Origin of the sequence: Terrihalobacillus insolitus (assembly GCF_028416575.1) — a bacterium.
Lineage (GTDB): Bacteria > Bacillota > Bacilli > Bacillales > Amphibacillaceae > Terrihalobacillus > Terrihalobacillus insolitus.
In genome coordinates, this window is record NZ_JAMQKB010000019.1 from 24,526 (window position 1) to 47,960 (window position 23,435).

Sequence of the window (23,435 nt, forward strand, 5' to 3'; positions counted from 1 at the left end):
CTAAATTTTTTATGCGGACTCAGAGACCCTTATTTTCGAAAAATAGCCTGTTTTCTTTGGTTAAGCGGACTGAGAGGCCGCTATTTGCTATAAATGTGCTTATATTGGCTGGCTTTTCGGCAATTAACGGCTGGCCTCTCAGTTCACCTCCTTGGGGATCAACCATTTCTGATCTTGCAAAAAAAATGCCCCGATAACAGCTGGATTACCAACCGTCGGGACAAGACTTGTATTATTATTTTCCCATTCCACGTAGAAACTTTAGTAGCATTGTGATACTTCGGTTAATCTCTGGATCCTTTAATGCTTTAAAAAGTTCCATATACGATGTTTTTTCGGAATCCTCCATTGTACTTGCTACTTCCATTCCGTGATTCAACTTCTCGGAGAAGTATTGAATTTCATCAACATTTAATTCACCAGCAAAAAAGAATAATTTACTAAGATTCTCTAACGTAGCGGAATATTGTGGTTTGTTTAGCTCACCCATCACATTTTCTAGCGCTTCCTCTTTGTGCTTCACAAAGGCATTCACCATATCCAATGTTCCACTCTTGTTGATTGTTGCTAATAAGTCAATGCCTTTTAAAATAGCTTCCTTGTTATCGCTGACTGCCTTTGTAACCTCATCCAAATTTTGTTTGTGGACATCCGCTTCTGAAAGCTCCATTCGCTTTATATCTGAAATTGGACTAGCCATTTTGTTTCACCTGACTTCCCGGAAAAATGTAGTCTTCACGATCCCACTTTCGTTCTACTTGCACACCAATCTGTGGCTGCGGGTTCCCTCGTCGGTAATTATTTGATTTCAGAGGGCTTTTCCCTTTCTGCTTCAGAACGTCCATTTTTACGGCTATCTCTTTGTAGGAAGGGGTATTCGTATCTTTATCCACATTGTTGTTTGTTAAATAGTTCACTGCTGTTTTCCCGTTATCATTCAGTGGTATAAATAGTTCCTTGCCACGTACGCGGTCTGTAATATGAACCAGTCCAGTAACTTCTCCAGATTCTGATGTAAGCCTCACTTTTGCCCCTTCATTTATCCCACGTTCCTCGGCTAATTCAGGTGAAACTTCAATAAATGCATTCGGAATTTTACTAGATATTGCTGTTGATTTATAGGTCATGTTACCCTCATGAAAATGTTCAAGGACTCTACCATTATTTACATGCAAATCGTATGTTTCATTCGTATCATGTTTTAATTCAAAGTCTAGTGGATATAGTCTTGCTTTATGGTCATCAAAAGGGAATCCATCTGCATACAACAATGGCGTATCCGTACCATCTGCATGAACAGGCCATTGCAGACTGTTATATTGAGTCAATCTATCATAACGAACACCAGCAAATAATGGTGCAAGTGATGCAGCTTCATCCATAATGTCAGCTGGGTTGGCATATTTCCAGTTATAATCCAATCTGTTTGCTAGATTCATGATAATCTCCCAGTCTGGACGGGAATCGCCTAAAGGATCAAGCGCTTTGTATAATCGTTGAATACGACGTTCAGTATTTGTGAAGGTTCCTTCTTTTTCTAAGCTTGGTGCTGCTGGTAGAATAACATCTGCATATTTCGCCGTTTCAGTTAAAAATAAATCTTGGACAACAAAAAAATCAAGCTTTTCAAATGCTGCTGTTACGTAATTGATATTTGCATCTACTATACCGGTATCCTCACCTAATACATATAAGGAGTGCAGCTCACCGTCATGAATAGCTTTGATCATTTCATGGTTATCTTTTCCTGGTTTGTTTGGAATTTTTACGCCCCAAGCATTTTCATAACGATTGCGGGCAGTATCGTCTTCTACTTCTTCATAACCTGGCAAGAAATTCGGCATGCTACCAAAATCACTGCAGCCTTGCACATTGTTATGTCCACGTAATGGGTATGCCCCTGTACCGTTTCGCATGTAGTTTCCAGTGATTAATAATAGATTGGAGATTGCTGTACTCGTGTCACTTCCAAGCTGATGTTGTGTTACACCCATTGCCCAGCAAATAGCAAGCTTATCAACACGAACAATCTGTTTGGCAATTCCAATTAAATCGTCTTTCGTTAAACCAGTTAATTTTTCTGCATATTCCAGAGTAAATGTGCTTAAGGATTCCTTATATTCCTCAAAACCATTTACCCATTTATTAATAAATGTTCGGTTTTCCCAACCTTGATCAATAATATATTTCGTTACTGCAGATAACCATACTAAATCGGTACCGCTTTTCGGTTGGAAAAATTGATCGGCACGCTGCCCCATTTCGTGCTTTCGTAAATCAAATACATATAATTTTTGACCGAATAATTTTTGCGAACGCTTAATTCGAGAGGCTAAAACGGGGTGTGACTCTGTTGTGTTAGATCCAATCGTAATCACCATTTCAGCTTCGGCAATATCGTCAATTGATCCCGAATCTCCTCCATGTCCTACGGTGCGGAACAGTCCTTTCGTTGCAGGAGATTGACAATAGCGTGAACAGTTATCAATATTGTTTGTTCCGATTGCCTGTCGTGCCAACTTTTGCATTAAATAAGATTCTTCATTTGTTGCTTTAGACGATGAGATAAACCCAAGTGCATCTGCACCATTTTCGTCTTTAATCTCAGAAAAACGCTTTGCAACATAGCTTAATGCTTGATCCCATTCTACTTCTACAAAAGATTCGCCATCACGAATTAAAGGTTTCGTCAAGCGTTCTTCTGCATTTACATAATCCCAGCCGAATTTCCCTTTAATACATGAAGAAATCCCGTTTGCAGGTGAGTCATGCTGAGGTTCGACCTTCAGTACTTTTCGATCCTTTGTCCATACATCAAACGTGCATCCGACACCACAGTAAGTGCAAACGGTTTTTGTCTTTTCAATACGTTCTTCACGCATTGCTGCTTCGGTATCAGACACCGCAAACAATGGACCATAACCAGGTTCCGCTTTTTTTGTTAAATCGATCATGGACCGCAATAGTCCAGGACTGTGGTTTGTCATATAGCCAGTCTCCCCAACCATTTCCGTTTCCATCAATGCGTTACATGGGCAGACAGTTACACATTGCCCACAGCTTACACAAGATGATTGATCAATAGGGACATCGTTATCCCATACGACACGTGGCTTTTCCCGTTCCCAGTCAATTAGAAGTGTCTCATTCACCTGAACATCTTGGCAGACTTCCACACAACGTCCGCACAAAATACACTGATCGGGATCGTAACGATAGAATGGACTTGATTGATCAACGTCATAAGGCTTTGACTCAAAAGGTCTTGATTGTTCCTCCATTCCAAATGCTGCAACTGTATTATGAATCTCACATGAGCCATTATTATAATCACAAACAGTGCAGTATAATTCATGTTTTTCCGTAATTCTATCTAGTGCCTCTTTTTGCGCTGTATTCACTTGATCAATGGTAGTATTGACTTGCATACCAGGTGATACGTACGTCCCGCATGCGCGTACAATTTGTCCGTCAACCTCAACCATGCACGTATCACACGTTTGTATTGGTCCAAGTGATTCGTTATAACAAATCTGTGGTACAAACTCGCCAGTTGTGTTAATAAAATCTAGTAAATTCTGGTCGGGTTCTGCTAAAAATTCTTCCCCATTAATCGTAATGAGGATATGATCTTGATTATGCATTTTATCCCCTCCCCAAGTAATACCCCGAATATTCCCGTTGCCCAGTCATGTTTCATTCTTGTGATAAGACGCTGTTTGGTCTCATAAGCTATTTTGATTCCCCTTTCTATGTAAAAGCTTTCAAGAGTAAGTTTAATTCATCTATACCCTTATTCATATGATAGAAAACACCGGTATTATTAACACCAGTTCAAAACAGGGAGGCATGCATTACAACACAAACGAATGTGAGTGAATTGACATGCGCTGTGATCCTTTCTATAATACTCGCATCGCAAGTCATCAAAAATTTTACTGACGCAAAAACGAAAACTGCTTGACGTACATATTATCGAAGGATTTATAGTTGTGAAACAACGAACATATGTTCAGAAACAGAAATGCGATTCCTTGTGCAGATAACTAAGATCAATCTTATGAAACAACAAAGATTCAAAAAGGAGCGAAGATGTATGGGAATAAATCATACCCAAAAGAATAGTAATCTCACCATTGTAGCGATATTGTTGGCTGGTTCATTCGTTGCTATTTTAAATCAAACATTGCTAGCAACTGCAATACCTTATATAATGAGTGACTTAGATTTAACCGAAAACACTGCACAGTGGTTGACCACCATCTTCATGTTAGTGAATGGGATCATGATTCCAATTACAGCCTTTTTAATTGAAACTTTTACGACAAGGCGACTTTTTATAACAGCAATGACTATTTTTGCCGTTGGTACAGTAATTTGTGGGATAGCACCAAACTTTTTTATTCTGATGGTAGGTAGAATTATCCAGGCAAGTGGTGCTGGAATTATGCTTCCATTAATGATGACGGTCTTTCTTATCATTTTTCCATTAGAAAAACGAGGAGCGGCAATGGGAATGGTTGGGCTCGTTATATCTTTTGCACCAGCAATTGGCCCCTCGCTTTCTGGCTGGATCATTGGGAATTTACCATGGAGATACATGTTTTTTGTGATTCTTCCAATTGCAATCATCGATATTGTCATTGCATATTTTGTCTTGCAAAATGTAACAAAGCAAACCTATCCCAAGGTTGACTTTTTGTCGATTATTCTCTCTACCTTAGGGTTTGGAGGATTATTGTACGGCTTTAGTAGTGCTGGAAATACTGGGTGGGGGAGTATACAGGTGGTTGTCAGTTTAATTGTTGGCACCATTTCTTTAACCTTTTTTATTTTACGGCAATTTAAGCTGGAACAGCCGATCCTAGAATTTAGAGTATTTCAGTATAAGACATTTACAATCACTACCATTATTGGAATGATTGTTTTTATTGGGTTGATTGGCTCCGAAACGATTTTACCAATATATATGCAAAATATGCTGGATTATTCTCCCTTAGAATCAGGTTTAATGATCATGCCTGGAGCACTATTGATGGGTTTTATGTCTCCAATTACAGGTAGAATTTTTGATAAGGTTGGGGCTAGGTGGTTAGCAATCACTGGACTTTCCATTATGACGGTCACGACTTTCATGTTCACCAATTTAACGACCACCACTTCATTGACCTACATAACAGTTGTGTTTGGTATTCGAATGTTTGGTATGTCAATGGTTATGATGCCTGTTACAACAGCAGGATTAAATGAATTACCAATCCGGTTAATTCCACACGGTACAGCGATGAACAATACGATGCGACAGGTCGCAGCATCGATTGGAACAGCAATCTTGGTTACCATTATGACCAGTGCAGCATTGAATTCTGCAGATATTTCAAATCCAACATCAATGATCCATGGGGTTAATGTTGCCTTTATTGTTGCATCCATTTTGTCTATTGTTTCCTTACTTCTTTCTTTCTTCATCAAACCCTTAGAGTACAAAGTAATCGAAGGAGAGGGGAGTTAACGAGGGGAAAAATGGGTTTGATTCCGTCACGAAATCAAACCCATTTGTACGTTTATGTTGAATCCTTACTGTTTTTAATAATATGATAAAAAGCAATCTGCAATATCTGGACAAATAAATAAATAGGCAAAGACCAGTAATGGTTATAACCTTTTTCAAAATGAAACAACCCAATCTGTACGCCGATCCATCCAGTTAACAAGGAAATACATGTCCAAGCTAATACATAAGGGATATTCAAAAACCCTTTGATTCTAAACTTCACATAAAAATACAGAAAAAAATAGCTATATGGACCGTACATAACGTAACTTAAGAAGTCTATCAGTTGATATGCTGACGAGTCATTTACATCATAAAAATCCCAAGGTCGCACACTAATGGTATGATCAAAAAACATACCAAAAAATACACCGTACAAGTAAAAAGCTATGGATTCCAATAATGAAAAAATCTTTGGGGCAACCCATACGAATAAGCTTAATAGTACAACACCGATAATAACAAACCATTCATTCCAATCAAATTCACGTTCGTATACGACTACCATTTTGATGAACCCCGTTTTTGTCCAGTAATAGTGTTATCTTAGAAATCCCTAAGCCGATTAGAAGGTAAGCGGTGTTTAAAAGCATGGCATACACATAGTTCCATTCCACATACTTTATTACACCAAAATAAACAGCCAGATATTCCATTCCTTGCATGAGAGTAAGGAAAATTAGGAAAAGAAGCGTTTTTTTCCTCAAAGAAAATAATAATAAATAGCTATTAACGAACAGAAGTATAAAAAGAGGTGTAATAATTTCCCGATGCATTAAAAAGAATATGTTTAAAAATGAATTTTCGGTTGGATCTATCCATTTTAGTTCCATCGTCAGTAACGTAGCATTATTTCTAACGATAATCTCCAATACCATAAAAACAATGGAATTTTGCAAAAAGCTTAGTTTTTTATCGTGTAACCATAAAATAAACAAGGCCATAATCGTTATAGTAGTAATAAGTGGCAAAGCCATCGAATCACCTCCAATATTTAATATTTAATTTGTGTAATTTTTGGTTATTTAACCATGGATCATCTATGTTATTGAAAATAAATTTGAAAGTACGTATTCAAAAAGTCACTCGCCAAATGATAAGCGGCACATTTTTGATAACGAATCTAAATTGAATAATTCCTTCTTTTATCTGCAAAAATAAGCCAGATGAAATGGGGGTAGCTAAAGTGGAAAACGGAAAATCAAAGCAGAGAAAGATCACCTGGTGGCAGCTTTCTCTACTTGGGGTCGGAAGTATTATTGGAACTGGTTACTTTCTAGCATCTAGCATCGCCATACAAAAGGCTGGTCCATCTGTCCTAATCATGTTTGTATTAGCAGCCTTAGGAACATATATTGTTTATGATGCTTTAGCTACGATGACAGCATCCCAACCAAAACAAGGGTCATTTCGTTCTTATGCAAAACAGGCATTTGGAAATTGGGCTGGATTCAGTAATGGGTGGGTGTATTGGTCATCAGAAATGCTCATCATGGGTAGTCAGCTAACGGCCCTTGGCATTTTTACGAAATTTTGGTTTTCAAACGTGCCGCTTTGGGTATTTGCTACAATCTATGGCGCTTTAGGTATTATTGTGATTCTGACAGGAGTAAATGGCTTTGAACGATTTGAAAACATTTTTGCTGTTGTTAAGATCGCTGCAATCGTCATGTTTATTCTTGTTGCTGGGGCAGCAATATTCGGTTTCCTTGGTGGTGAGAAAGAGAAAGTTGCATTCACCTTTGATTATGGTGGGATCATGCCAAATGGGCTTAAAGGTGCATGGACAGCATTCATTTATACTTTTTATGCTTTTGGTGGTATTGAAGTTATGGGCATCATGGCCAATGAGTTAAAAGATCCGAAGCAGGCACCAAAGGCCGGTAAGATTATGCTTATGGTGTTAACCGTCATTTATTTATTGTCTTTAATCCTAGCTATTTTTTTAGTACCAATAGACCGATTTTCGACAGATGAGAGTCCGTTTATCATTGCGCTAGAGAAATATGACCTTTCCTTTGTCCCGCATGTCTTTAATGGTGCTTTAGTGATCGCAGGTTTTTCAACAATGACAGCTTCCTTGTATGCCATAACCACAATGATCGTAACTTTAGCGAAGGACGGGGATGCACCAGCATTTTTTGCAAAGGTGGGAAAAAGAAACTTACCAGTTCACGCACTAGGATTAACCGTGTCTGGACTTCTTTTATCTATTATTGTCTCGTTGTTATTACCAGAAAGAATTTACGAATACATGACAACCGCTGCCGGTCTAATGCTTTTATATACTTGGTTATTTATTTTGTTCTCTTATAAACAATTAACGAAACTTTCTACATTTCAACATATTAAACGGTATGTGGGGACTTTGTTAATTCTTGCTGCAGTAGGAGGGACGTTAGTAGATGGATCTAGTAAACCAGGTTTTTTCGTCAGTTTATTGTTTGTGGTACTCATTGGGGTGATTACCTTTTTAATGCGGAAGAAATGGGAAAAAGTTTAAGAGAATGTTCCAAAAGTCACCAAATGATAAGCTGGTTTCTGCATGTCCACGACGTGCTCGGTTAGCGTTTGACTGCTTGCTTCTAATTCAGCGACTTTTTGAACACGCACTATAAGAAAAAAAGGATCGACTCCAATTTATATGGAGTGTTGATCCTTTTTTTGTATTATGGGAATAGTATAGCCGGCGTACCGTATCCGCACACTGGCTATACGAATCTACAACAGCATGATAGCGGCTTGATAACCAAAGTAAAGCCCAAAGCCTATTAGCGATAAACCCGAAAATATTGAAATACCTTTGAGCACACGGTCTGTAAGTAATCTGCGGAAACCACTTGATACTGCGGCCATAGACACATCCCATACGATCAGCCCTAAAAGAATGGCGCTACTATATAAGAGCAAATGGTAGTGGTCATAGGAGTGTGAAGTTTGCGCTAACACAGAACCATATATCCCCAACCAAAACAAAATGGAGAGTGGATTGGATAAGGCCATTAAAAAGCCAGTAAAAAAAGACTTCGTGGCACTGTCCCCTTGTCGGAAGTAATTTGATTGTACTTTTCCTGCCCCAACAATCCCTTCAATTCCAGAATAGATTAAAACGAAACTCCCGAATGACCATAAGAAGGTTTTCATAAAAGGCGTTTCTAAAAAATGAACAACTCCAAAATAAACAGCAAGCATGAACAATATGTCGGAAGCCAGAGACCCTAAGCCAACAAGCCAAGCATAGAAAAAGCCACTTTTAATTCCCCTGTCTAATTGTGCAGCGTTTACTGGGCCAATTGGTGCGGCTAAAGATAATCCCAATAAGATGTAGCTCAAATAAATAGTCATGTGTCAGGCTCCTTTAAGAATTATACATATGCTTGTACACATTCTATTCGGAGGATAAGGAAGTTAACACAAAAAAATAACGCATTGATTTGTTTAAACGCTCTACATGATTTGGCGCACATGAAGCAATGTTGTGGTAGCATATTTCACATTCAAAACCGCAAACTATAATAATCAGGTTTCATCCATGAAAAATACGTTTATTTTGCTAAAATAAATACCGCTTTTCAAGAAAGTAAGGAGGGATTTCATGCAGAAGAAAGCTATTTTCCTGTTTGCTCTTGGGTGGGTACTACTTTCGGGATGTACAGTAAATAATAATCCACATACAAATAATGACCTAGATGGAACCATTACAAACGATATTCAACAGTCTTCACATGTAGGGGATAATGCCTCAAATCAAAAGAGGGATGTTCCAATTACCGACGCGACTCTCCCATCTCAAAATTCAAAAACTCGAACAGAGAAAGTGACGCATGTTATGATTCACTTTATTTCAAATGCTGGAGTGAAACCAAATGACCCTTACAATGCAAAAGACGTGTATCGTATTTTTCTTGACTATGGTTTATCTGCCCATTACATGATTGGAAGAGATGGGGAGATCTATCAGTTGGTGGACGAGAGCCGTGTCGCTTTTCATTCAGGGAAAGGAAATCTTCCAGAGTTTCCAACGTACCAAAACAAAATGAACGAATATTCGATTGGAATTGAACTTTTGGCAGTAGGAACAAGGGATGAAATGTTATCCATGATGTCGGGTAAGACGTATGATTCAATTAACCCTTCTGATATTGGATATACGGATGCTCAATACCGTTCCCTAAACCTCTTGTTGGAAACTATTTTTGACAGGTATCCTTCCGTTCTTAGAAACAGAAAACATGTTGTAGGACACGATGAGTATGCACCGGAAAGGAAAACGGATCCTGGGTCGTTGTTTGATTGGTCAAGAATCCGGTTTAAACAAACGAACGACGAAAAACGAATGCACGTCGTGGAACAAGGTGAAAGTTTATGGTTCATTGCACAAAAGTATGGCACAACCGTAGATACCATTGTAGCAGCAAATGGTATAGACCCTAACGACTATATATGGGTTGGACAAGAATTGATCATTCCAGGTAAAGAGGGAGCAGGCACTGAACAACCTAAGGAAAGAAGCCAATCTCACGTCGTAGAACAAGGTGACAGTTTATGGTTCATTGCACAAAAGTATGGAACAACCATAGACGCCATCGCAGCAGCAAATGGAATAGACCCTAATGATTATTTACTGGTTGGTCAAGAATTAGTGATTCCTGAGTAAACATAAGGTTAAAATTCAAAATAGGAAGAGCAAAGTCATAAGAAAGGTTTAAACGATGAACCCAAGAGGAATACCTATTGTATGGAATAGAATAATGTATGGATGAAGGAATTTTGACTTTTTCGTCGAAATAAGCTAAACACACTATATAAAGGAGTGATTTTTGTGAGCGATGTATTATTTACTTCCCATGCAACTGCTAAAGGTGGAAGAGACGGGCATGTTAAGTCTGATGATGGTATAATTGATCTTAATCTTGTCAATCCTGCTGGTGGTTCTAAGGAAAAGGGCACCAACCCAGAACAACTATTTGCGGCAGGATATGCTGCTTGCTACGATGGTGCACTTAATTTAAAGGCTTCTAACCGTAACAAAGAAATAGATTCAACCATTACAGCAGATGTAAGTTTCCTGAAAGACCAAAGCGATAATGGCTTTAAAGTTGGTGTTACGTTGAATGTGGAAATAAAAGGTGTAAGCCAATCTGAGGCTGAAGAACTTGCAGAGGAAGCGCACGAGTTTTGTCCATATTCAAAAGCAACAAGAGGTAACATTGACGTTAACCTTAATGTGAAGGCTGTATAAATGAGTACCCTCGCTTTTCCAATGGCGGGGGTTTCGCATGCCATTTATAAAGAGAAGGTGATGAAATGTTTCGAATCAGAAAAGGGCTGCTTAGCGATTATGAACAGGTGCTTGAAGTGTATAAAGATACATATATGAGACATCTCGAAAATGCTCCCCATCATTTTAGAAGTACAGAAGTTCCGATGATCCAATCCAATTTTGAAGAAGTGATTCAAAGTGAAAACAAAGAGCTTTTTGTGGTTGTGCAAGGAGACGATATCGTTGGATTTGTAATGATAGAAGGTCGAAAAACGTCACCTTGGAAGGGTCAAGTCGAACGAAATATTATCTTAATAGATGAGTTGTGTGTTCGTTCCGCTTACTCTGCAAAAGGAATTGACCATCACTTATTCCATAAGGTCAAAAATCATGCAAAAAAAATTGGTGCAGATGAAATTTTGTTAGATATATGGGATTATGATCAGGAAAGGCTTCATTACATGCAAGAACGAATGGAAATGCATTCAAAAATGAGAAGACTATCGTTAATATTGGACGAATAAGCAAGAAAAGAAGGAAGAACTATGGCAAGCGGCTATCAAAAATGACAATTGCCAAGTTTTGAATAGCCGACCATAGTGAAAGTCAAACGATTAGGTTAATCAAGGGATAGATTGGTTGGTCTTAGTAACCCCAACCGCCCATAGGATAGTTGTTACCAACGATTACTAATAGCACGAAAAGCACTACTAAAAGAATAAACCCGTCGTTGTTAAAAGCGCCGTAACTCATGGGTGAACATACCCTCCTTTCCAGAAGTTATGGTGTGTTCATGCTGAAACTGGGATTAGGTACCCCAACCCCAGTCACCGCCCATAGGGTAATTGTTACCAACGATGACTAGTAGTACGAAAAGCACTACTAATAGAATGAACCCGTTATTGTTAAAAGCGCCGTAACTCATATCATGATACCCCCCTTTCTTAAAAATTAGCCTAATGGTAATCTTAGATTAATATCCATATCCACCACCCATAGGGTAGTTATTACCAACGATGACTAATAGTACGAAAATTACGACTAAAAGGATAAACCCGTCATTTCCAAATCCACCGTAACTCATGTCATGTCACCTCCTTCACGATTTACTATATTTTATGGTTTTTTTGTACCGATTGAATGGGCCTCTATATCAATGAATGAAAAACTCAATGAATGTCTAGAGGGATTATTCACCAGCTACTTCACCTATTGAATAAGAGGTTCCACCTATAATTACAAGCAGAACAAACAACACAACTAAAAGTACAAAACCATTACTTCCGCTGTGTCCGCAACCATAGCCGTGGCCACCATAGCCGTGACCTCCTAATCCATAACCATGGCCACCATAGCCATAGCCGCCGTAGCCGTAGCCACCAAACCAACCCATCGCTAAGCACCTCCTTTGCTTTGGTACTAATAACTTATGTAGGGAAGACCTCTCTGAGTGAAGCAAACGTCTAATTTTTAAGAAAATAGGCGGGTATCTGCTAATTGATGTAATTAGGAAGGGATTTTAGAAATTGTGGCAAAATTGGTGATAATGCGCACTCATTCGGCCTATGAGAACCCATGCAGAGGTAAAATTGGCGGTAATGCGCTCTCATTCGGTTTATGAGAACCCATGTAGAGGTAAAATTGAAGGTAACGCGCACTCATTCGGCCTCAACATTCTATTAATCATTTCGAGATCGAAATCTTGATACTTTAGAACGCTACTCTAACTTTGTATATGTTTATAATGACTTTCAGTGGCTGTAATCAACTAGTTGATAAAAAATACTTAAACATGGTATAAGTGTAAAGGAAGCAGGGATATCCTTGGTTTTTATTTTTTGGGGTCACATCATGGTTTGTCCATGTGCCCCGTTAATGAGAGGATTTGAATTTGAATATGACAGATAATTTTTGGCGTGATTTACCACGGCCGTTTTTTATATTGGCACCAATGGAAGATGTGACGGATGTTGTTTTCCGACATGTAGTAAGCACGGCAGCTAGACCTGATGTGTTTTTTACAGAGTTTATGAACACGGAAAGCTATTGTCATCCAAAGGGGCGCCATAGCGTTGGTGGGCGTTTGACTTTTACAGAAGATGAACAACCAATTGTGGCTCATATATGGGGGGATAAACCCGAATATTTTCGCCAAATGAGTATTGGAATGGCGAAAGAAGGTTTTAGCGGTGTGGATATAAATATGGGCTGTCCTGCTCCTAATGTGGCACCAAAGGGGAAGGGATGCGGTCTTATCCGTCGTCCAGAAGTTGCCGCCGATCTAATACAAGCAGCAAAAGCGGGAGGATTGCCTGTAAGTGTGAAAACAAGGCTTGGTTACACGGATGTAGATGAATGGCACGACTGGCTTGCGCACTTGTTGAAACAAGACATCGTTAATCTCTCTATTCATCTACGTACAAAAAAAGAAATGAGTAATGTGGATGCTCATTGGGAACTGATTCCGGAGATTAAGAAACTTCGTGATCATGTGGCGCCAGATACACTTTTGACGATCAATGGGGATATTCCTGACCGTCAAACTGGCTTGGATCTCGTTCACAGGTATGGTGTTGATGGGGTTATGATTGGGCGCGGTATTTTTAAAAATCCATTTGCCTTTGAGAAGCAGCCAAAAGACCATAGTAGTAATGAATTGCTTGATCTTTTAAGGTTGCAACTTGACCTCCATGATCAATATTCAAAGGAATTTGAACCGCGTCCATTCAAACCTCTCCGTCGCTTTTTCAAGATATATGTCCGTGAGTTTAAAGGGGCGAGTGAATTAAGAAATCAATTGATGAGCACAGAGTCAACAGATGAAGTGCGTGCATTGCTTGATAACTTTACTTGGGTTGCGCGTTAAACAACCTTATTCCTACCAGCTCCTAAACCAAAGAAAATCATCATCCCTGCTACGATTAAAAGCGTAGTAAGTGGTAACGTCCAATTGTTGGTTAAATCATATAGTAAGCCGATGAACATAGGCCCAATTGCTGCTAACAAATAACCGATTGATTGAGCCATACCAGATAGTTCTGCCGCTTGTTTTGCATTGGACGCACGCATACCTAAGAAAGCAAGCGACAGACTGATGCTTGCTCCTTGTGCTATACCAATTAGGGTGATGAACAAGATCATTGCTACTAGTGTATCTGCAAAGAATAATCCCCCAAACCCTACAATGGAGAGGGAACCAATCACTACAACAATGCCTTGTTGATTCGAAAACTTGCCAGCAAGGATAGGAGAAAGAAATGTTGCAGGTAAGCTGACGAATTGCATATAAGATAGTAGCCAGCCTGAAGTTGCTATTGCTAGCCCAAAATCGTTTAAAATTTCAGGTAACCAGGATATCGTGACATAAAACATAAACGACTGTAAACCCATAAAAAGTGTGACCTGCCAAGCGAGCATGGATGACCAGAGTTTTGCAACAGAATTGTTTACTATTGGCGTATGACGGGGTGAATCGATTGTTCGGATAAGAACGATCCATACCAATATCCCGACTGCAACAAGACCAGCCCAACTAAATAATGATTTTTGCCATCCTAGTCCTAAACCATTTGCTAGTGGTATGCTTAAACCAGACGCAGTGGCGGCAAGCATTCCCATTGAGGTGGAATAAATACTGGTCAACATGCCGATCTTATCAGGAAATTTATCTTTAATCACCCCAGGTAACAATACATTGCAAATCGCGATGCCAAGGCCAACTAGTGTAGTACCGATAAAAAGAGTAGGAGTAATTGCTATCGAGCGCACGCTAATTCCAATTAGAAGAACGGTTAGTCCAATTAGTAGTGTCCGTTCATTGCCTAATCGATTAGCGAATTTTGGCGCCATTGGTGACATAACTGCAAATGCTAATAAGGGGAGGCTTGTGATTAACCCAGCACTCCAATTAGCTAATCCAATATCATCCCGGATCGTCCCTAATAGTGGCCCAATCGACGTAATGGCTGGACGTAAATTAAAGGCAACAAGTATGATACCTGTGATCAGAAGCATTTGTCTCACAGGTTTATTTTCTGATTTGTTTAAAGAATGACTCATAAGAAAAAGCTCCCCTACTATTTTAACGTTGTATCGTTTCATTATAATTTAGCTCGCCATCGTACTCAATATAAAAAATTGGTACAACAAACCGAAACACATGTTGTTTCCGGTTGAACATGTTAAAATTTAAGAAGGTAGAAAAGAAGGAGGCAAACAATGCGTTTACAAAATAAAAAAGTGATTGCCCTTGTTGGGCCTGAGTTTGAAGATTTAGAACTCTGGTATCCCGTTCTCCGCCTAAGGGAAGAAGGGGCCAAGGTAGATTTAGTTGGAGATAAAGCGAAGGAAAAATATGTAGGGAAATACGGAGTTCCAGCTGAATCGGATTTGGCATTTTCAGAAGTGAGCGTTGATGACTATGATGCTATTTTAGTCCCTGGTGGATGGGCACCAGATAAGCTAAGAAGGTACCCTGAAGTGTTAGAACTCGTAAGGAAGATGGATGAAGCAGAAAAACCAATTGGACAGATATGTCATGCGGGATGGGTGCTCATCTCAGCTGATATTTTACATGGTAGAAAAGTAACGAGCACACCTGGAATTAAAGATGATATGACCAATGCGGGAGCAAAATGGGTCGATGAAGCGGTAGTAGTCGACGGTCATATCGTTTCAAGCCGCCGCCCGCCTGATTTACCTCCATATGTAAAAGAATTCGCGGATTTACTAGCGGAAGGTTAAATCGGGTGGTGATGATTAACATGGTGAAAATATAAGGAGGATCTTCCTTTATTTCATTGATCCTTATTTTTGTATTGGCAAAAGTCTAGGTTATAATCATACTATGCACAAGTAAAGGATGTGGTTTGCCAATGGATATTCTCATATGGATATTAATCGCTGTTTTTTTCGTACTTAGCTTTGTAAGTATTGTCTTTCCAATCATTCCTGGTCCTCTTGTATTATGGATCGGTTTCTTGTTATATTTCTTTTTTCTTGATGGATCGAATTTATCAGCCATTTTCTGGGTAGCAATGGTTCTGCTTACAGGTCTACTTATTGTCGCAGATATAATTGCGAACAGTTATTTTGTGAAAAGGTTTGGAGGAAGCAAATGGGGGGAAAGAGCAGCAGCAATTGGTGTGATTGTTGGCTCATTTATACTCCCACCATTTGGAATCATCATCGTTCCATTTGCAGCTGTGTTCATCGTTGAATTGTTGCAGAGAAAAACGTCAAAAGATGCATGGATGGCCTCTCTTGGGTCACTAATGGGCTTTCTTGGAGGCTCCATTGCTAAGATTGTTATTCAAGTTATTATGATAGTGTGGTTCTTGATTGAAATTTAGACTGTAAAAGATGGAAAAGCAAATCGAAATAGAAAAACGGAAACGTTCCGCCATGGGGTGGAGGTGGATTTTAAGAGGACTGTTTACAGTTGAGCCAAAGATGCTCGCATTCAGAAGAAAGTTAAGCATATCCAAGGCAAAATTGCTTGTAATCATTGGGAGTTAAGCGTATCCAGTCTAGATATCCGAATGATAGTAACTCCCTTTCACAATGGTTAGAGAAAGGGAGCTAAAGTTTCTACAGCTTATAAATATCGGGTCTGCGGTCTGAGAAAATGGGGATTCGTTGTCTTACTTCATCCACTTGGTCCAGGTCGATTTCTGCATACAAGATTGTTTCTTCTTCAGCAGCCTCAACGATGATTTCCCCCCAAGAACCGACGACAATGGAGTGACCGCCAAATTCATTATTGGGATCGGAGCCAACCCGATTACAGGCAATAACGAAGCATTGATTTTCGATGGCACGGCTTATGAGTAGTGCACGCCAATGGTCGATTCGTGGTTTGGGCCACTCTGCTACAACAAATAATACTTTTGTTTGGTCAATCACATGGGTACGAATCCACTCGGGGAAGCGGATATCATAACAGATCACCCCTGCACTAGGGTGTCCTTCTAATTCAAAGTTCCCGCGTTCATGCCCCTCGATCAAATATTTTTCCTCGTCCATAAGTCGGAATAGGTGTGCCTTACTATATTCTTTGACAAGCTGCCCTTTCCGGTTAATAACAAGTAGTGTGTTCGTTACTCCGTTCTCGCCTCTTTTTGCAACGGAACCACCAACAATATGGACTTGATACCGCTTGGCAAGCTTCGATAAAAATGAAAAAGCCTCCTGTGCTTCTGGATCTGCAATTTCATCTAAGCGAGTAAGGTCATATCCAGTCGTCCATAGTTCCGGCAAAACGATGACGTCAACATTCTTGGCTGCTTCTTGAAGTTTCACCTCGACGTGGTTAAAATTAGCTTGAGGATCGCCAAAGGCAACATCAATTTGTAGTAAAGCAATCTGTAAGCACATACTTAGCCACCTTTCGACATTACTATTTTCATCCTTATAAATACCATCTTCAGCTTATTCTTCAACAACTGACGAACCGCGACTCGTATTAATAAGATTATGGGCACATTATACTACATCTGTCGAAACATGTATGTGTAAAATATTTCTCGAGGGTATTTGGAGCTAATTTCTAGTAAAAAAAGAGAAGGCACTCTATCATAAATGTATGCTTGACCAGCTAGTACATTTATAGAAAGAGGCCTTCTCATGGAAAAGATTATATCAAATTTATATCAATTAATAAAGAGCACAAGTAGCTTAATCGAGTTAGAAGAAAACGTTAAAATGTATATGCATGATCTGTTTGCTTCTCTGTTGGGGGACGTTGGATCAAGTGATAAAAGAACAAAAACAAGAATCAGGTTGGACAGTAATAAGAGACGACGATAAAACAGTTCAGTTTACCTTTGGGGGCGTGACGTTTCGTCACACATCGATGAGGGATGAAAGCGGCAATTGTAGGCATCCTTTTGATGAATGGTTAGGACTACGAAAGCACCAACGCCATAGCTCTTTGGTGGAAGTGAAGGTGGCGGAAATGGCCAGTGAAACCGACTACCGTGAAACAGCACGCGTCTTAAAAGAATGGACAGCTGTAAACATCAGTCATACAACGGTTGGGAGTATTGTAAAGCGTGTAGGCAAAGCCCAGGCCAAAGCGGATGAGGACATGGTGATTGAATTGGAAGAGGCGGATTTTCTTCCAGAAGGAAAGAAAGTGGACTTTTTATATGCAGAGGCAGATGGTGTATTTGTGCGGGGGACACAGAAGAAAAAAGGCTTGGAAGTTCGTCATGCCGTTGTACATGAAGGCTGGGATAAAAACGGGAAACGCGTCTCTTTACGGAACCCCAAAGTGATTATGACAACACAACCTACCGCGGAGTTTTGGAAAGAGATTCAAGCCTTTACGGCCCATCAATATTCGTTAGAAGATACACAAGTTGTGAGTAATAGTGATGGTGGTGCAGGATATACCGCAGAGAAGTTTCAAGAAGCGTTCTCGCAATCGAAATACCCAGTCTTAAACCAATTAGATCCCTACCATGTTTCACAAGCTTTAAATCGTGCGTTTGGCGGAGGGAAGAGTACGTTTAAGGATGGCGCAAAAAAAGCGCTAAAAGAACATAATCAAGCTGATTTCAAGCTTTGGGTGGACACCTTTGAAAGTACGCTTGAAGAACAAAAAGGCGTAGAAAAACTAGAGGCGTTACGGACGTATATCGATCATAACTGGGAACGCATTTATGATTGGAGAGAAAAGGTGGAGAATCCTCCTGAAGATGCGCGCAGCTTAGGGGCAATGGAATCCAATCAACGACACGTTTCTTTCCGCATGAAAAAAAGAGGGATGCATTGGAGCAAAGCAGGCGGAGAAGGAATGGTAAAGATTATCCAGGGCATTTTAAATGGAACGTTACGCGATGTCTATCTCAACCATCAAAAGAGAAGTGAAAGGAAACAACGACACGTGAAGCAGACCGTTCGTATGGCGCAAATTCTGAGTCAGCCAACACGTCCATCAATAGGAGCGAAGCAAGGATCTATTAGCTTATACGTTGCCCACTCAAGCGCAAGAGGACAACTGCTGAAGAGTTTTCGATAACACCGGTAAGTAGTTGGCAGGTTCTTGTTTTTTAAGAACGTGACAACTACTTACTGGACAGCAAGCGAAAGCGCGGTAGGTCAAAAAAAGTGTACAAAAATAGAGTGCCAGAAACATTGGTATAAAAACTACGTCGAGAAAAACTTGACACATACTCGAAACATTCGCGTCTTTACAAAAACAGAATAGATGTTATCATTAATAACTATATTTTACTACACTATTTTTAATAACAGAAGGTATAACTTTCGAGGCATATTTAGGGGTCTAAGCAGAATAGTATAAAAAAAATTCAAGGCTTTTGCCATTAGGGATTGACGATAAGCGGAGTTTTTCTGAGGAGTGAAACGTGTGCATTCTTTTGAACAGTCTTCTACATTAAAAAGGTTACCCGAACAATTTTTTGCAAAACTTGTTAAAAAGGTTCAACTCCTTACCAGTGAAGGGCATGACGTGATCAACTTAGGCCAAGGAAATCCAGATTTACCCACACCCCAGCCAATTGTGGAGGAATTAAAAGAAGCAGCAGATGACCCACTTTACCATAAATACGCACCTTTTCAGGGACATCTTTTTTTGAAGGAGGCTGTTGCTGAGTTTTATAATAGGGAATATGGGGTGAAACTTGAACCAGAGAAGGAAGTTGCGATTTTATTTGGTGCAAAAGCAGGTCTAGTTGAAATAAGTCAATGTTTGTTAAATCCAGGCGACTTAGCGTTATTACCTGATCCCGGATATCCAGACTATCTGTCAGGGATTGCACTTGCCAACGCCAAAATAGCAAAGATGCCACTTCTGGAAAAAAACAAATTTTTGCCAGACTATCAAAATATAGAAAAGCGCGTATTGGATCAGGCGAAATTAATGTTTTTAAATTACCCCAATAACCCGACAGCCGCAATCGCGAATAAACAATTTTTTGATCAAACGGTTCATGTAGCGAAGAAACATAACATTTGTGTAGTACACGATTTTGCTTATAGTGCACTAGGGTTTGATGGCAAACCACAAAGTTTTCTTCAATCAGAAGGAGCAAAAGACATTGGGGTCGAAATCTATACCATGTCGAAAACGTATAACATGGCTGGATGGCGTATTGCGTTTGCAGTTGGCAACCATTCTGTTATAGAAAGCATAAATTTGATACAGGATCATTTATATGTAAGCTTGTTTGGAGCCGTTCAAAAAGCCGCTGCTGAAGCATTAAAAGGAGATCAGTCGCCTGTTGAAGAATTAGTTCAGACGTATCGAGATCGAAGGGATGCGTTTGTTACGGAATTACACAAAATCGGCTGGAAGGTTCAGGCTCCTAGAGGAACGTTCTTTACTTGGTTGCCAGTTCCAAAAGGATATACATCAGAGGAATTTGCGGATCTACTATTAGAAAAAGCACATGTAGTCGTAGCTCCAGGTAAGGGCTTTGGTGACTATGGTGAGGGTTATGTGCGCGTTGGGTTGTTGGACAGTGAAGAAAGGTTAAGGGAAGCGGTAGAACGTATTGATCATTTAGGCTTATTTCGTTAAGCCCTATGAAGCCCAGTGAGTCTTGCTAACAAAGTGATGCGCAGCTTATCATTGATGACTTTTTGAACATCCTTCATAAGTAAAAGTGTCTTGTTGTCGTACGGTTATCTATTCCTACATAAACTAAAAAAGGAAAACCATTTGGTAAAGGAAGATGTATATTGATTAAAAAAAAGATTGGTATTATTTTTGGCGGAAAGTCTGCGGAACATGAGGTCTCTTTACAATCCGCAAAAAATATCGTTGATGCGATCGATAAGGAAAAATACGACGTTGCTTTAATCGGTATTGATAAGGAAGGGAAGTGGCATATCAGTGATCAAACCTCCTACTTGTTAAACGAAGAGAATCCAAAACTCATTCAACTGAACAAAACGAACCAAGGAATTGCGGTGATCCCTGGTGAAAACCAACGTCAATTGAAAAGTGCAGCACAATCTAGTGACTTGGATCAAATCGATGTTGTTTTCCCGATTGTCCATGGAACATTAGGAGAAGACGGAAGCATGCAAGGGATGCTGCGCTTAGCTAATTTGCCCTTTGTCGGCGCAAACGTATTAGGTTCAGCAGTGTGTATGGATAAAGACATCGCCAAACGGCTTCTTAGAGAATCTGGTATTTCGGTTGCAAAATCGATGACTTTCACAAGAAAATCAATAGGTAAAATGGACTTTAATAAAGTGAAAAGTAATCTAGGCTTGCCCTTGTTTATTAAGCCAGCAAATCAAGGTTCATCCGTGGGTGTGTCAAAAGTTGAAAATGAGGAAGATTTTCATCAGGGAATTAAAGATGCATTTCAATTTGACCATAAAATCATCATAGAAGAAAGTATTATTGGTCGTGAAATCGAATGTGCTGTACTTGGAAACGAGGAGCCGATTGCTTCTTTGCCAGGTGAAATTAAACCAAAAAAAGGGTTTTATTCTTATGAATCCAAATATATCGATGAAACAGGTGCGGAGTTGGCAATACCGGCAGAACTTTCTTCAGAACTAACAGAAAAGGTAAAGCAAACAGCGGTGGAAGTATTTCAATCGTTAGAATGTGAAGGATTGGCGCGCGTTGACTTTTTCTTGAAAGAAGACGGTGAACTTGTTGTAAATGAAGTAAACACCCTTCCTGGCTTTACAAAAATTAGCATGTACCCGAAGCTATGGGAAATTAGTGGTGTTCCATATCATGAGTTGATAAATCGTTTGATCGAGTTGGCAGTGGAGCGGCACAAAAGGGATATGCAGTTAAAAAATGTGATGTGGGATGAATAATTTCATTTTTCCTAAATCTAACAGGTGTACAGGTAAACAATTTAGCGCAGTATAACTAGTGAACAGCATGATACTGTTTAAATCCCCATACCAAAAAGGTGTACATCGTAAGAAGCTCATTTAGAGCTAATTTCGATGTCTCAGGATTCAAGTGGCTCAAGGGTTTGAATGAGGTATAATATTTATTTTCCCCCAAAATGGAACAAGGGAATAGGCTTTGCGAGGAGAAAAAAGGAGATTGATAAGATCCACCCCAAAAGGTAAAAAGACAGGTGAAACCGCGCCATAAGTAGGTTAAGATGTTAATAGCAACAAAAACAATCTTAAACTTAGGGGGTTTACCTGCATGGCTATTATACCACAAATGAGTCTGTTTTCGTGGAAAGAAATTGATGAATTAGGAGATTTAAATCGATTACGACTTGTGCTTGACTATATGCCGGACGAAGAGTTGAAGAGAACGCTCGAAAAGAACAGAGGAAAAGGTCGTGACGACTATCCAATTCGCGCAATGTGGAATTCAGTGTTGGCGGGAATTGTATTCCAGCATGACAATGTTGAAAAATTACGCCGTGAGCTTTCTCGTAACGGTCAACTACGGGAGATGTGCGGCTTTGAAGGGCAAGTGCCGACGGCCTCAGCGTATACGCGCTTTTTAAAAACGCTTATGGACCATGAAGTGATGATTGATAAAATGTTCGAGACACTCGTAGATGAAATAGCGGTCGTATTGCCGGAGTACGGCAAGCATTTGGCTATAGATAGTAAGGCCATATCGTCGTTTGCCAAACATAAGAACAAAAAGGATACCGAAGTTGGACGTCGGGATCTTGATGCCGACTATAGCCAGAAGAAGTATTATGGTGTGCATAAAGATGGCAAGCCTTGGGAAAAAATCGTGAAATGGTTTGGTTATAAATTGCATCTTGTAGTGGATGCGACTTACGAACTTCCGGTGACCTTCAAAGTCACAAAAGCATCCGCCTCAGATATTACGGAAGGCCATGCGATCTTGAAACAAATGAATGAGCAGCAACCGGCGCTGTTGGAAACGGCCGAAACAATGGCGGCGGATCGTGGCTACGACGATACGAAACTCCTTGTTAAACTTTGGGATGATCATAAAATTAAGCCCGTCATTGATATCCGTAATATGTGGAAAGATCCTGATAAGACACGTTTAATTGTGGGACGAGAGAATGTCGTTTATGATTACAAAGGAACCGTTTCATGTGTGTGCCCTTAAACTGGAAAGCAACGGGAAATGTGCAACGGTGGATTCGAGAAAGACCGCCAAACTTTAAAGAAACTTTGCCCTGCTAAGCAAATGGGCATTATATGTGAAGGTCAAGCTCAGTGCCCAGTTGCGCAAGGGATACGCATTCCATTGTCAGAAGACCGGCGCATTTTTACACCCATCGATCGGTCGAGCTATAAATGGGAAAAAGAATATGACAAGCGTACAGCCGTTGAACGTGTCAACAGCCGATTGGATGTTTCATTTGGATTTGAGCTTCATACAATTCGCGGGATGGCCGAAATGAAGCTGCGTTGCGGGCTGGCACTCTGTGTCATGCTAGCAATGGCACTGGGCAGGATCAAAGAAAACCAGCCTAAAAAAATGAGAAGCCTCGCTAGCGCTTAGTTAATGTAGCTATCCACATGGGGATAACTCTTTGAATTTGAAAATCCACAAAATGGATTTTGTGGATAACAGGATACGTCTGTCCATTTTTTAGTGGGAATAAGGGTATTTTTGGTAAATTTACGATAGCCACTTAAAAAATGCTTTTTTTTAAACAAATA

23 protein-coding genes and 1 pseudogene are annotated in these 23,435 nt (G+C 39.8%); 13 read left to right on the forward strand and 11 right to left on the reverse strand.

The window, feature by feature from the left end:
• Nucleotides 1-235 precede the first annotated feature (235 nt).
• Complete coding sequence (locus NC797_RS14480; RefSeq protein WP_272437522.1) at nucleotides 236-700, reverse strand: helical membrane plugin domain-containing protein; 465 nt, start codon at nucleotides 698-700, stop codon at nucleotides 236-238.
• On the reverse strand, nucleotides 693-3,644 hold the full coding sequence (fdhF, locus tag NC797_RS14485; RefSeq protein WP_272437523.1) for a formate dehydrogenase subunit alpha: 2,952 nt from the start codon (nucleotides 3,642-3,644) through the stop codon (nucleotides 693-695). Before fdhF ends, NC797_RS14480 begins: the two co-directional genes overlap by 8 nt.
• A 452-nt stretch (nucleotides 3,645-4,096) precedes the next feature.
• Between fdhF and NC797_RS14490 the strand changes: the two genes are divergently transcribed.
• A complete protein-coding gene (locus tag NC797_RS14490; protein ID WP_272437524.1) occupies nucleotides 4,097-5,512 on the forward strand; it encodes a DHA2 family efflux MFS transporter permease subunit in 1,416 nt (471 codons plus the stop codon).
• Nucleotides 5,513-5,564: 52 nt separating this feature from the next.
• Here the strand turns inward: NC797_RS14490 and NC797_RS14495 are convergent, their stop codons facing one another.
• Nucleotides 5,565-6,062, reverse strand: a complete 498-nt coding sequence (locus tag NC797_RS14495; protein WP_272437525.1) for a hypothetical protein — start codon at nucleotides 6,060-6,062, stop codon at nucleotides 5,565-5,567.
• Complete coding sequence (locus NC797_RS14500) at nucleotides 6,040-6,531, reverse strand: hypothetical protein (protein ID WP_272437526.1); 492 nt, start codon at nucleotides 6,529-6,531, stop codon at nucleotides 6,040-6,042. Before NC797_RS14500 ends, NC797_RS14495 begins: the two co-directional genes overlap by 23 nt.
• Before the next feature lie 209 nt (nucleotides 6,532-6,740).
• On the opposite strand from NC797_RS14500, the gene NC797_RS14505 reads away from it, so the two are divergent.
• Nucleotides 6,741-8,057: an amino acid permease gene (locus tag NC797_RS14505; RefSeq protein ID WP_272437527.1), complete on the forward strand. Its 1,317-nt coding sequence runs from the start codon at nucleotides 6,741-6,743 to the stop codon at nucleotides 8,055-8,057.
• 218 nt (nucleotides 8,058-8,275) lie between these two features.
• Here the strand turns inward: NC797_RS14505 and NC797_RS14510 are convergent, their stop codons facing one another.
• Nucleotides 8,276-8,899 (reverse strand): LysE family transporter, encoded by a 624-nt coding sequence (locus NC797_RS14510; RefSeq protein ID WP_272437528.1) that lies wholly within the window; start codon nucleotides 8,897-8,899, stop codon nucleotides 8,276-8,278.
• A 250-nt stretch (nucleotides 8,900-9,149) separates the two neighbouring features.
• Here NC797_RS14510 and NC797_RS14515 point away from each other — a divergent pair, with 250 nt between their 5' ends.
• The 3 genes from NC797_RS14515 to NC797_RS14525 all read left to right on the forward strand — a co-directional run bounded on the left by NC797_RS14515 (nucleotide 9,150) and on the right by NC797_RS14525 (nucleotide 11,341).
• Nucleotides 9,150-10,211, forward strand: a complete 1,062-nt coding sequence (locus tag NC797_RS14515; RefSeq protein ID WP_272437529.1) for a LysM peptidoglycan-binding domain-containing protein — start codon at nucleotides 9,150-9,152, stop codon at nucleotides 10,209-10,211.
• A 165-nt stretch (nucleotides 10,212-10,376) separates the two neighbouring features.
• Entirely contained in the window at nucleotides 10,377-10,796 is a 420-nt protein-coding gene (locus NC797_RS14520; protein ID WP_272437530.1) for an organic hydroperoxide resistance protein, read from the forward strand.
• A 65-nt stretch (nucleotides 10,797-10,861) separates the two neighbouring features.
• Nucleotides 10,862-11,341 (forward strand): GNAT family N-acetyltransferase, encoded by a 480-nt coding sequence (locus NC797_RS14525; RefSeq protein ID WP_272437531.1) that lies wholly within the window; start codon nucleotides 10,862-10,864, stop codon nucleotides 11,339-11,341.
• A 121-nt stretch (nucleotides 11,342-11,462) separates the two neighbouring features.
• On the opposite strand, the gene NC797_RS14530 is transcribed toward NC797_RS14525, so the two are convergent.
• The 4 genes from NC797_RS14530 to yjcZ all read right to left on the reverse strand — a co-directional run bounded on the left by NC797_RS14530 (nucleotide 11,463) and on the right by yjcZ (nucleotide 12,210).
• Complete coding sequence (locus tag NC797_RS14530; protein WP_272437532.1) at nucleotides 11,463-11,570, reverse strand: YjcZ family sporulation protein; 108 nt, start codon at nucleotides 11,568-11,570, stop codon at nucleotides 11,463-11,465.
• A 55-nt stretch (nucleotides 11,571-11,625) separates the two neighbouring features.
• Nucleotides 11,626-11,742, reverse strand: a complete 117-nt coding sequence (locus NC797_RS14535; protein ID WP_272437533.1) for a YjcZ family sporulation protein — start codon at nucleotides 11,740-11,742, stop codon at nucleotides 11,626-11,628.
• A 48-nt stretch (nucleotides 11,743-11,790) separates the two neighbouring features.
• A complete protein-coding gene (locus tag NC797_RS14540; protein ID WP_272437534.1) occupies nucleotides 11,791-11,901 on the reverse strand; it encodes a YjcZ family sporulation protein in 111 nt (36 codons plus the stop codon).
• Between the two features lie 105 nt (nucleotides 11,902-12,006).
• On the reverse strand, nucleotides 12,007-12,210 hold the full coding sequence (gene yjcZ, locus NC797_RS14545) for a sporulation protein YjcZ (RefSeq protein WP_272437535.1): 204 nt from the start codon (nucleotides 12,208-12,210) through the stop codon (nucleotides 12,007-12,009).
• A gap of 504 nt (nucleotides 12,211-12,714) precedes the next feature.
• Here yjcZ and NC797_RS14550 point away from each other — a divergent pair.
• The gene (locus NC797_RS14550; protein WP_272437550.1) at nucleotides 12,715-13,683 is read left to right on the forward strand and encodes a tRNA dihydrouridine synthase; all 969 of its coding nucleotides are present in this window, start codon (nucleotides 12,715-12,717) and stop codon (nucleotides 13,681-13,683) included.
• Here the strand turns inward: NC797_RS14550 and NC797_RS14555 are convergent.
• Nucleotides 13,680-14,876 carry a CynX/NimT family MFS transporter gene (locus tag NC797_RS14555; protein WP_272437536.1) on the reverse strand — a complete coding sequence of 399 codons (1,197 nt, stop codon included), beginning with the start codon at nucleotides 14,874-14,876 and terminating at the stop codon, nucleotides 13,680-13,682. The genes NC797_RS14550 and NC797_RS14555 overlap by 4 nt on opposite strands.
• A gap of 159 nt (nucleotides 14,877-15,035) precedes the next feature.
• Between NC797_RS14555 and NC797_RS14560 the strand changes: the two genes are divergently transcribed.
• Together NC797_RS14560 and NC797_RS14565 are read left to right on the forward strand one after the other, a co-directional pair.
• Nucleotides 15,036-15,560 carry a type 1 glutamine amidotransferase domain-containing protein gene (locus NC797_RS14560; RefSeq protein ID WP_272437537.1) on the forward strand — a complete coding sequence of 175 codons (525 nt, stop codon included), beginning with the start codon at nucleotides 15,036-15,038 and terminating at the stop codon, nucleotides 15,558-15,560.
• Nucleotides 15,561-15,691: 131 nt separating this feature from the next.
• Nucleotides 15,692-16,168, forward strand: coding sequence for a DUF456 domain-containing protein (locus NC797_RS14565; protein WP_272437538.1), 477 nt, complete (start codon nucleotides 15,692-15,694; stop codon nucleotides 16,166-16,168).
• 238 nt (nucleotides 16,169-16,406) lie between these two features.
• Here NC797_RS14565 and NC797_RS14570 read toward each other — a convergent pair whose 3' ends face one another.
• A complete protein-coding gene (locus NC797_RS14570; RefSeq protein WP_272437539.1) occupies nucleotides 16,407-17,192 on the reverse strand; it encodes a carbon-nitrogen family hydrolase in 786 nt (261 codons plus the stop codon).
• A gap of 249 nt (nucleotides 17,193-17,441) precedes the next feature.
• Between NC797_RS14570 and NC797_RS14575 the strand changes: the two are divergent.
• From NC797_RS14575 to NC797_RS18530, 5 genes and pseudogenes are all read left to right on the forward strand, one after another.
• A pseudogene (locus tag NC797_RS14575) lies at nucleotides 17,442-18,840 on the forward strand (ISLre2 family transposase).
• A 351-nt stretch (nucleotides 18,841-19,191) separates the two neighbouring features.
• A complete protein-coding gene (locus NC797_RS14580) occupies nucleotides 19,192-20,364 on the forward strand; it encodes a pyridoxal phosphate-dependent aminotransferase (RefSeq protein ID WP_272437540.1) in 1,173 nt (390 codons plus the stop codon).
• Nucleotides 20,365-20,525: 161 nt separating this feature from the next.
• On the forward strand, nucleotides 20,526-21,629 hold the full coding sequence (ddlA, locus tag NC797_RS14585) for a D-alanine--D-alanine ligase (protein WP_272437541.1): 1,104 nt from the start codon (nucleotides 20,526-20,528) through the stop codon (nucleotides 21,627-21,629).
• Between the two features lie 346 nt (nucleotides 21,630-21,975).
• Nucleotides 21,976-22,875 carry a transposase gene (locus tag NC797_RS14590; protein WP_272437542.1) on the forward strand — a complete coding sequence of 300 codons (900 nt, stop codon included), beginning with the start codon at nucleotides 21,976-21,978 and terminating at the stop codon, nucleotides 22,873-22,875.
• Between the two features lie 141 nt (nucleotides 22,876-23,016).
• A complete protein-coding gene (locus tag NC797_RS18530) occupies nucleotides 23,017-23,274 on the forward strand; it encodes a hypothetical protein (protein WP_272437543.1) in 258 nt (85 codons plus the stop codon).
• The last annotated feature ends 161 nt before the right edge of the window (nucleotides 23,275-23,435 follow it).

Excerpts from the sequence above, each read along its gene's own strand:
- NC797_RS14480 (WP_272437522.1), bottom strand. The coding sequence starts at position 700 with ATGGCTAGTCCAATTTCAGATATAAAGCGAATGGAGCTTTCAGAAGCG.
- fdhF (WP_272437523.1), bottom strand. The coding sequence starts at position 3,644 with ATGCATAATCAAGATCATATCCTCATTACGATTAATGGGGAAGAATTT.
- NC797_RS14490 (WP_272437524.1), top strand. The coding sequence starts at position 4,097 with ATGGGAATAAATCATACCCAAAAGAATAGTAATCTCACCATTGTAGCG.
- NC797_RS14495 (WP_272437525.1), bottom strand. The coding sequence starts at position 6,062 with ATGGTAGTCGTATACGAACGTGAATTTGATTGGAATGAATGGTTTGTT.
- NC797_RS14500 (WP_272437526.1), bottom strand. The coding sequence starts at position 6,531 with ATGGCTTTGCCACTTATTACTACTATAACGATTATGGCCTTGTTTATT.
- NC797_RS14510 (WP_272437528.1), bottom strand. The coding sequence starts at position 8,899 with ATGACTATTTATTTGAGCTACATCTTATTGGGATTATCTTTAGCCGCA.
- NC797_RS14515 (WP_272437529.1), top strand. The coding sequence starts at position 9,150 with ATGCAGAAGAAAGCTATTTTCCTGTTTGCTCTTGGGTGGGTACTACTT.
- NC797_RS14525 (WP_272437531.1), top strand. The coding sequence starts at position 10,862 with ATGTTTCGAATCAGAAAAGGGCTGCTTAGCGATTATGAACAGGTGCTT.
- NC797_RS14530 (WP_272437532.1), bottom strand. The coding sequence starts at position 11,570 with ATGAGTTACGGCGCTTTTAACAACGACGGGTTTATTCTTTTAGTAGTG.
- NC797_RS14535 (WP_272437533.1), bottom strand. The coding sequence starts at position 11,742 with ATGAGTTACGGCGCTTTTAACAATAACGGGTTCATTCTATTAGTAGTG.
- NC797_RS14540 (WP_272437534.1), bottom strand. The coding sequence starts at position 11,901 with ATGAGTTACGGTGGATTTGGAAATGACGGGTTTATCCTTTTAGTCGTA.
- yjcZ (WP_272437535.1), bottom strand. The coding sequence starts at position 12,210 with ATGGGTTGGTTTGGTGGCTACGGCTACGGCGGCTATGGCTATGGTGGC.
- NC797_RS14550 (WP_272437550.1), top strand. The coding sequence starts at position 12,715 with ATGACAGATAATTTTTGGCGTGATTTACCACGGCCGTTTTTTATATTG.
- NC797_RS14555 (WP_272437536.1), bottom strand. The coding sequence starts at position 14,876 with ATGAGTCATTCTTTAAACAAATCAGAAAATAAACCTGTGAGACAAATG.
- NC797_RS14560 (WP_272437537.1), top strand. The coding sequence starts at position 15,036 with ATGCGTTTACAAAATAAAAAAGTGATTGCCCTTGTTGGGCCTGAGTTT.
- NC797_RS14565 (WP_272437538.1), top strand. The coding sequence starts at position 15,692 with ATGGATATTCTCATATGGATATTAATCGCTGTTTTTTTCGTACTTAGC.
- NC797_RS14570 (WP_272437539.1), bottom strand. The coding sequence starts at position 17,192 with ATGTGCTTACAGATTGCTTTACTACAAATTGATGTTGCCTTTGGCGAT.
- NC797_RS14590 (WP_272437542.1), top strand. The coding sequence starts at position 21,976 with ATGGCTATTATACCACAAATGAGTCTGTTTTCGTGGAAAGAAATTGAT.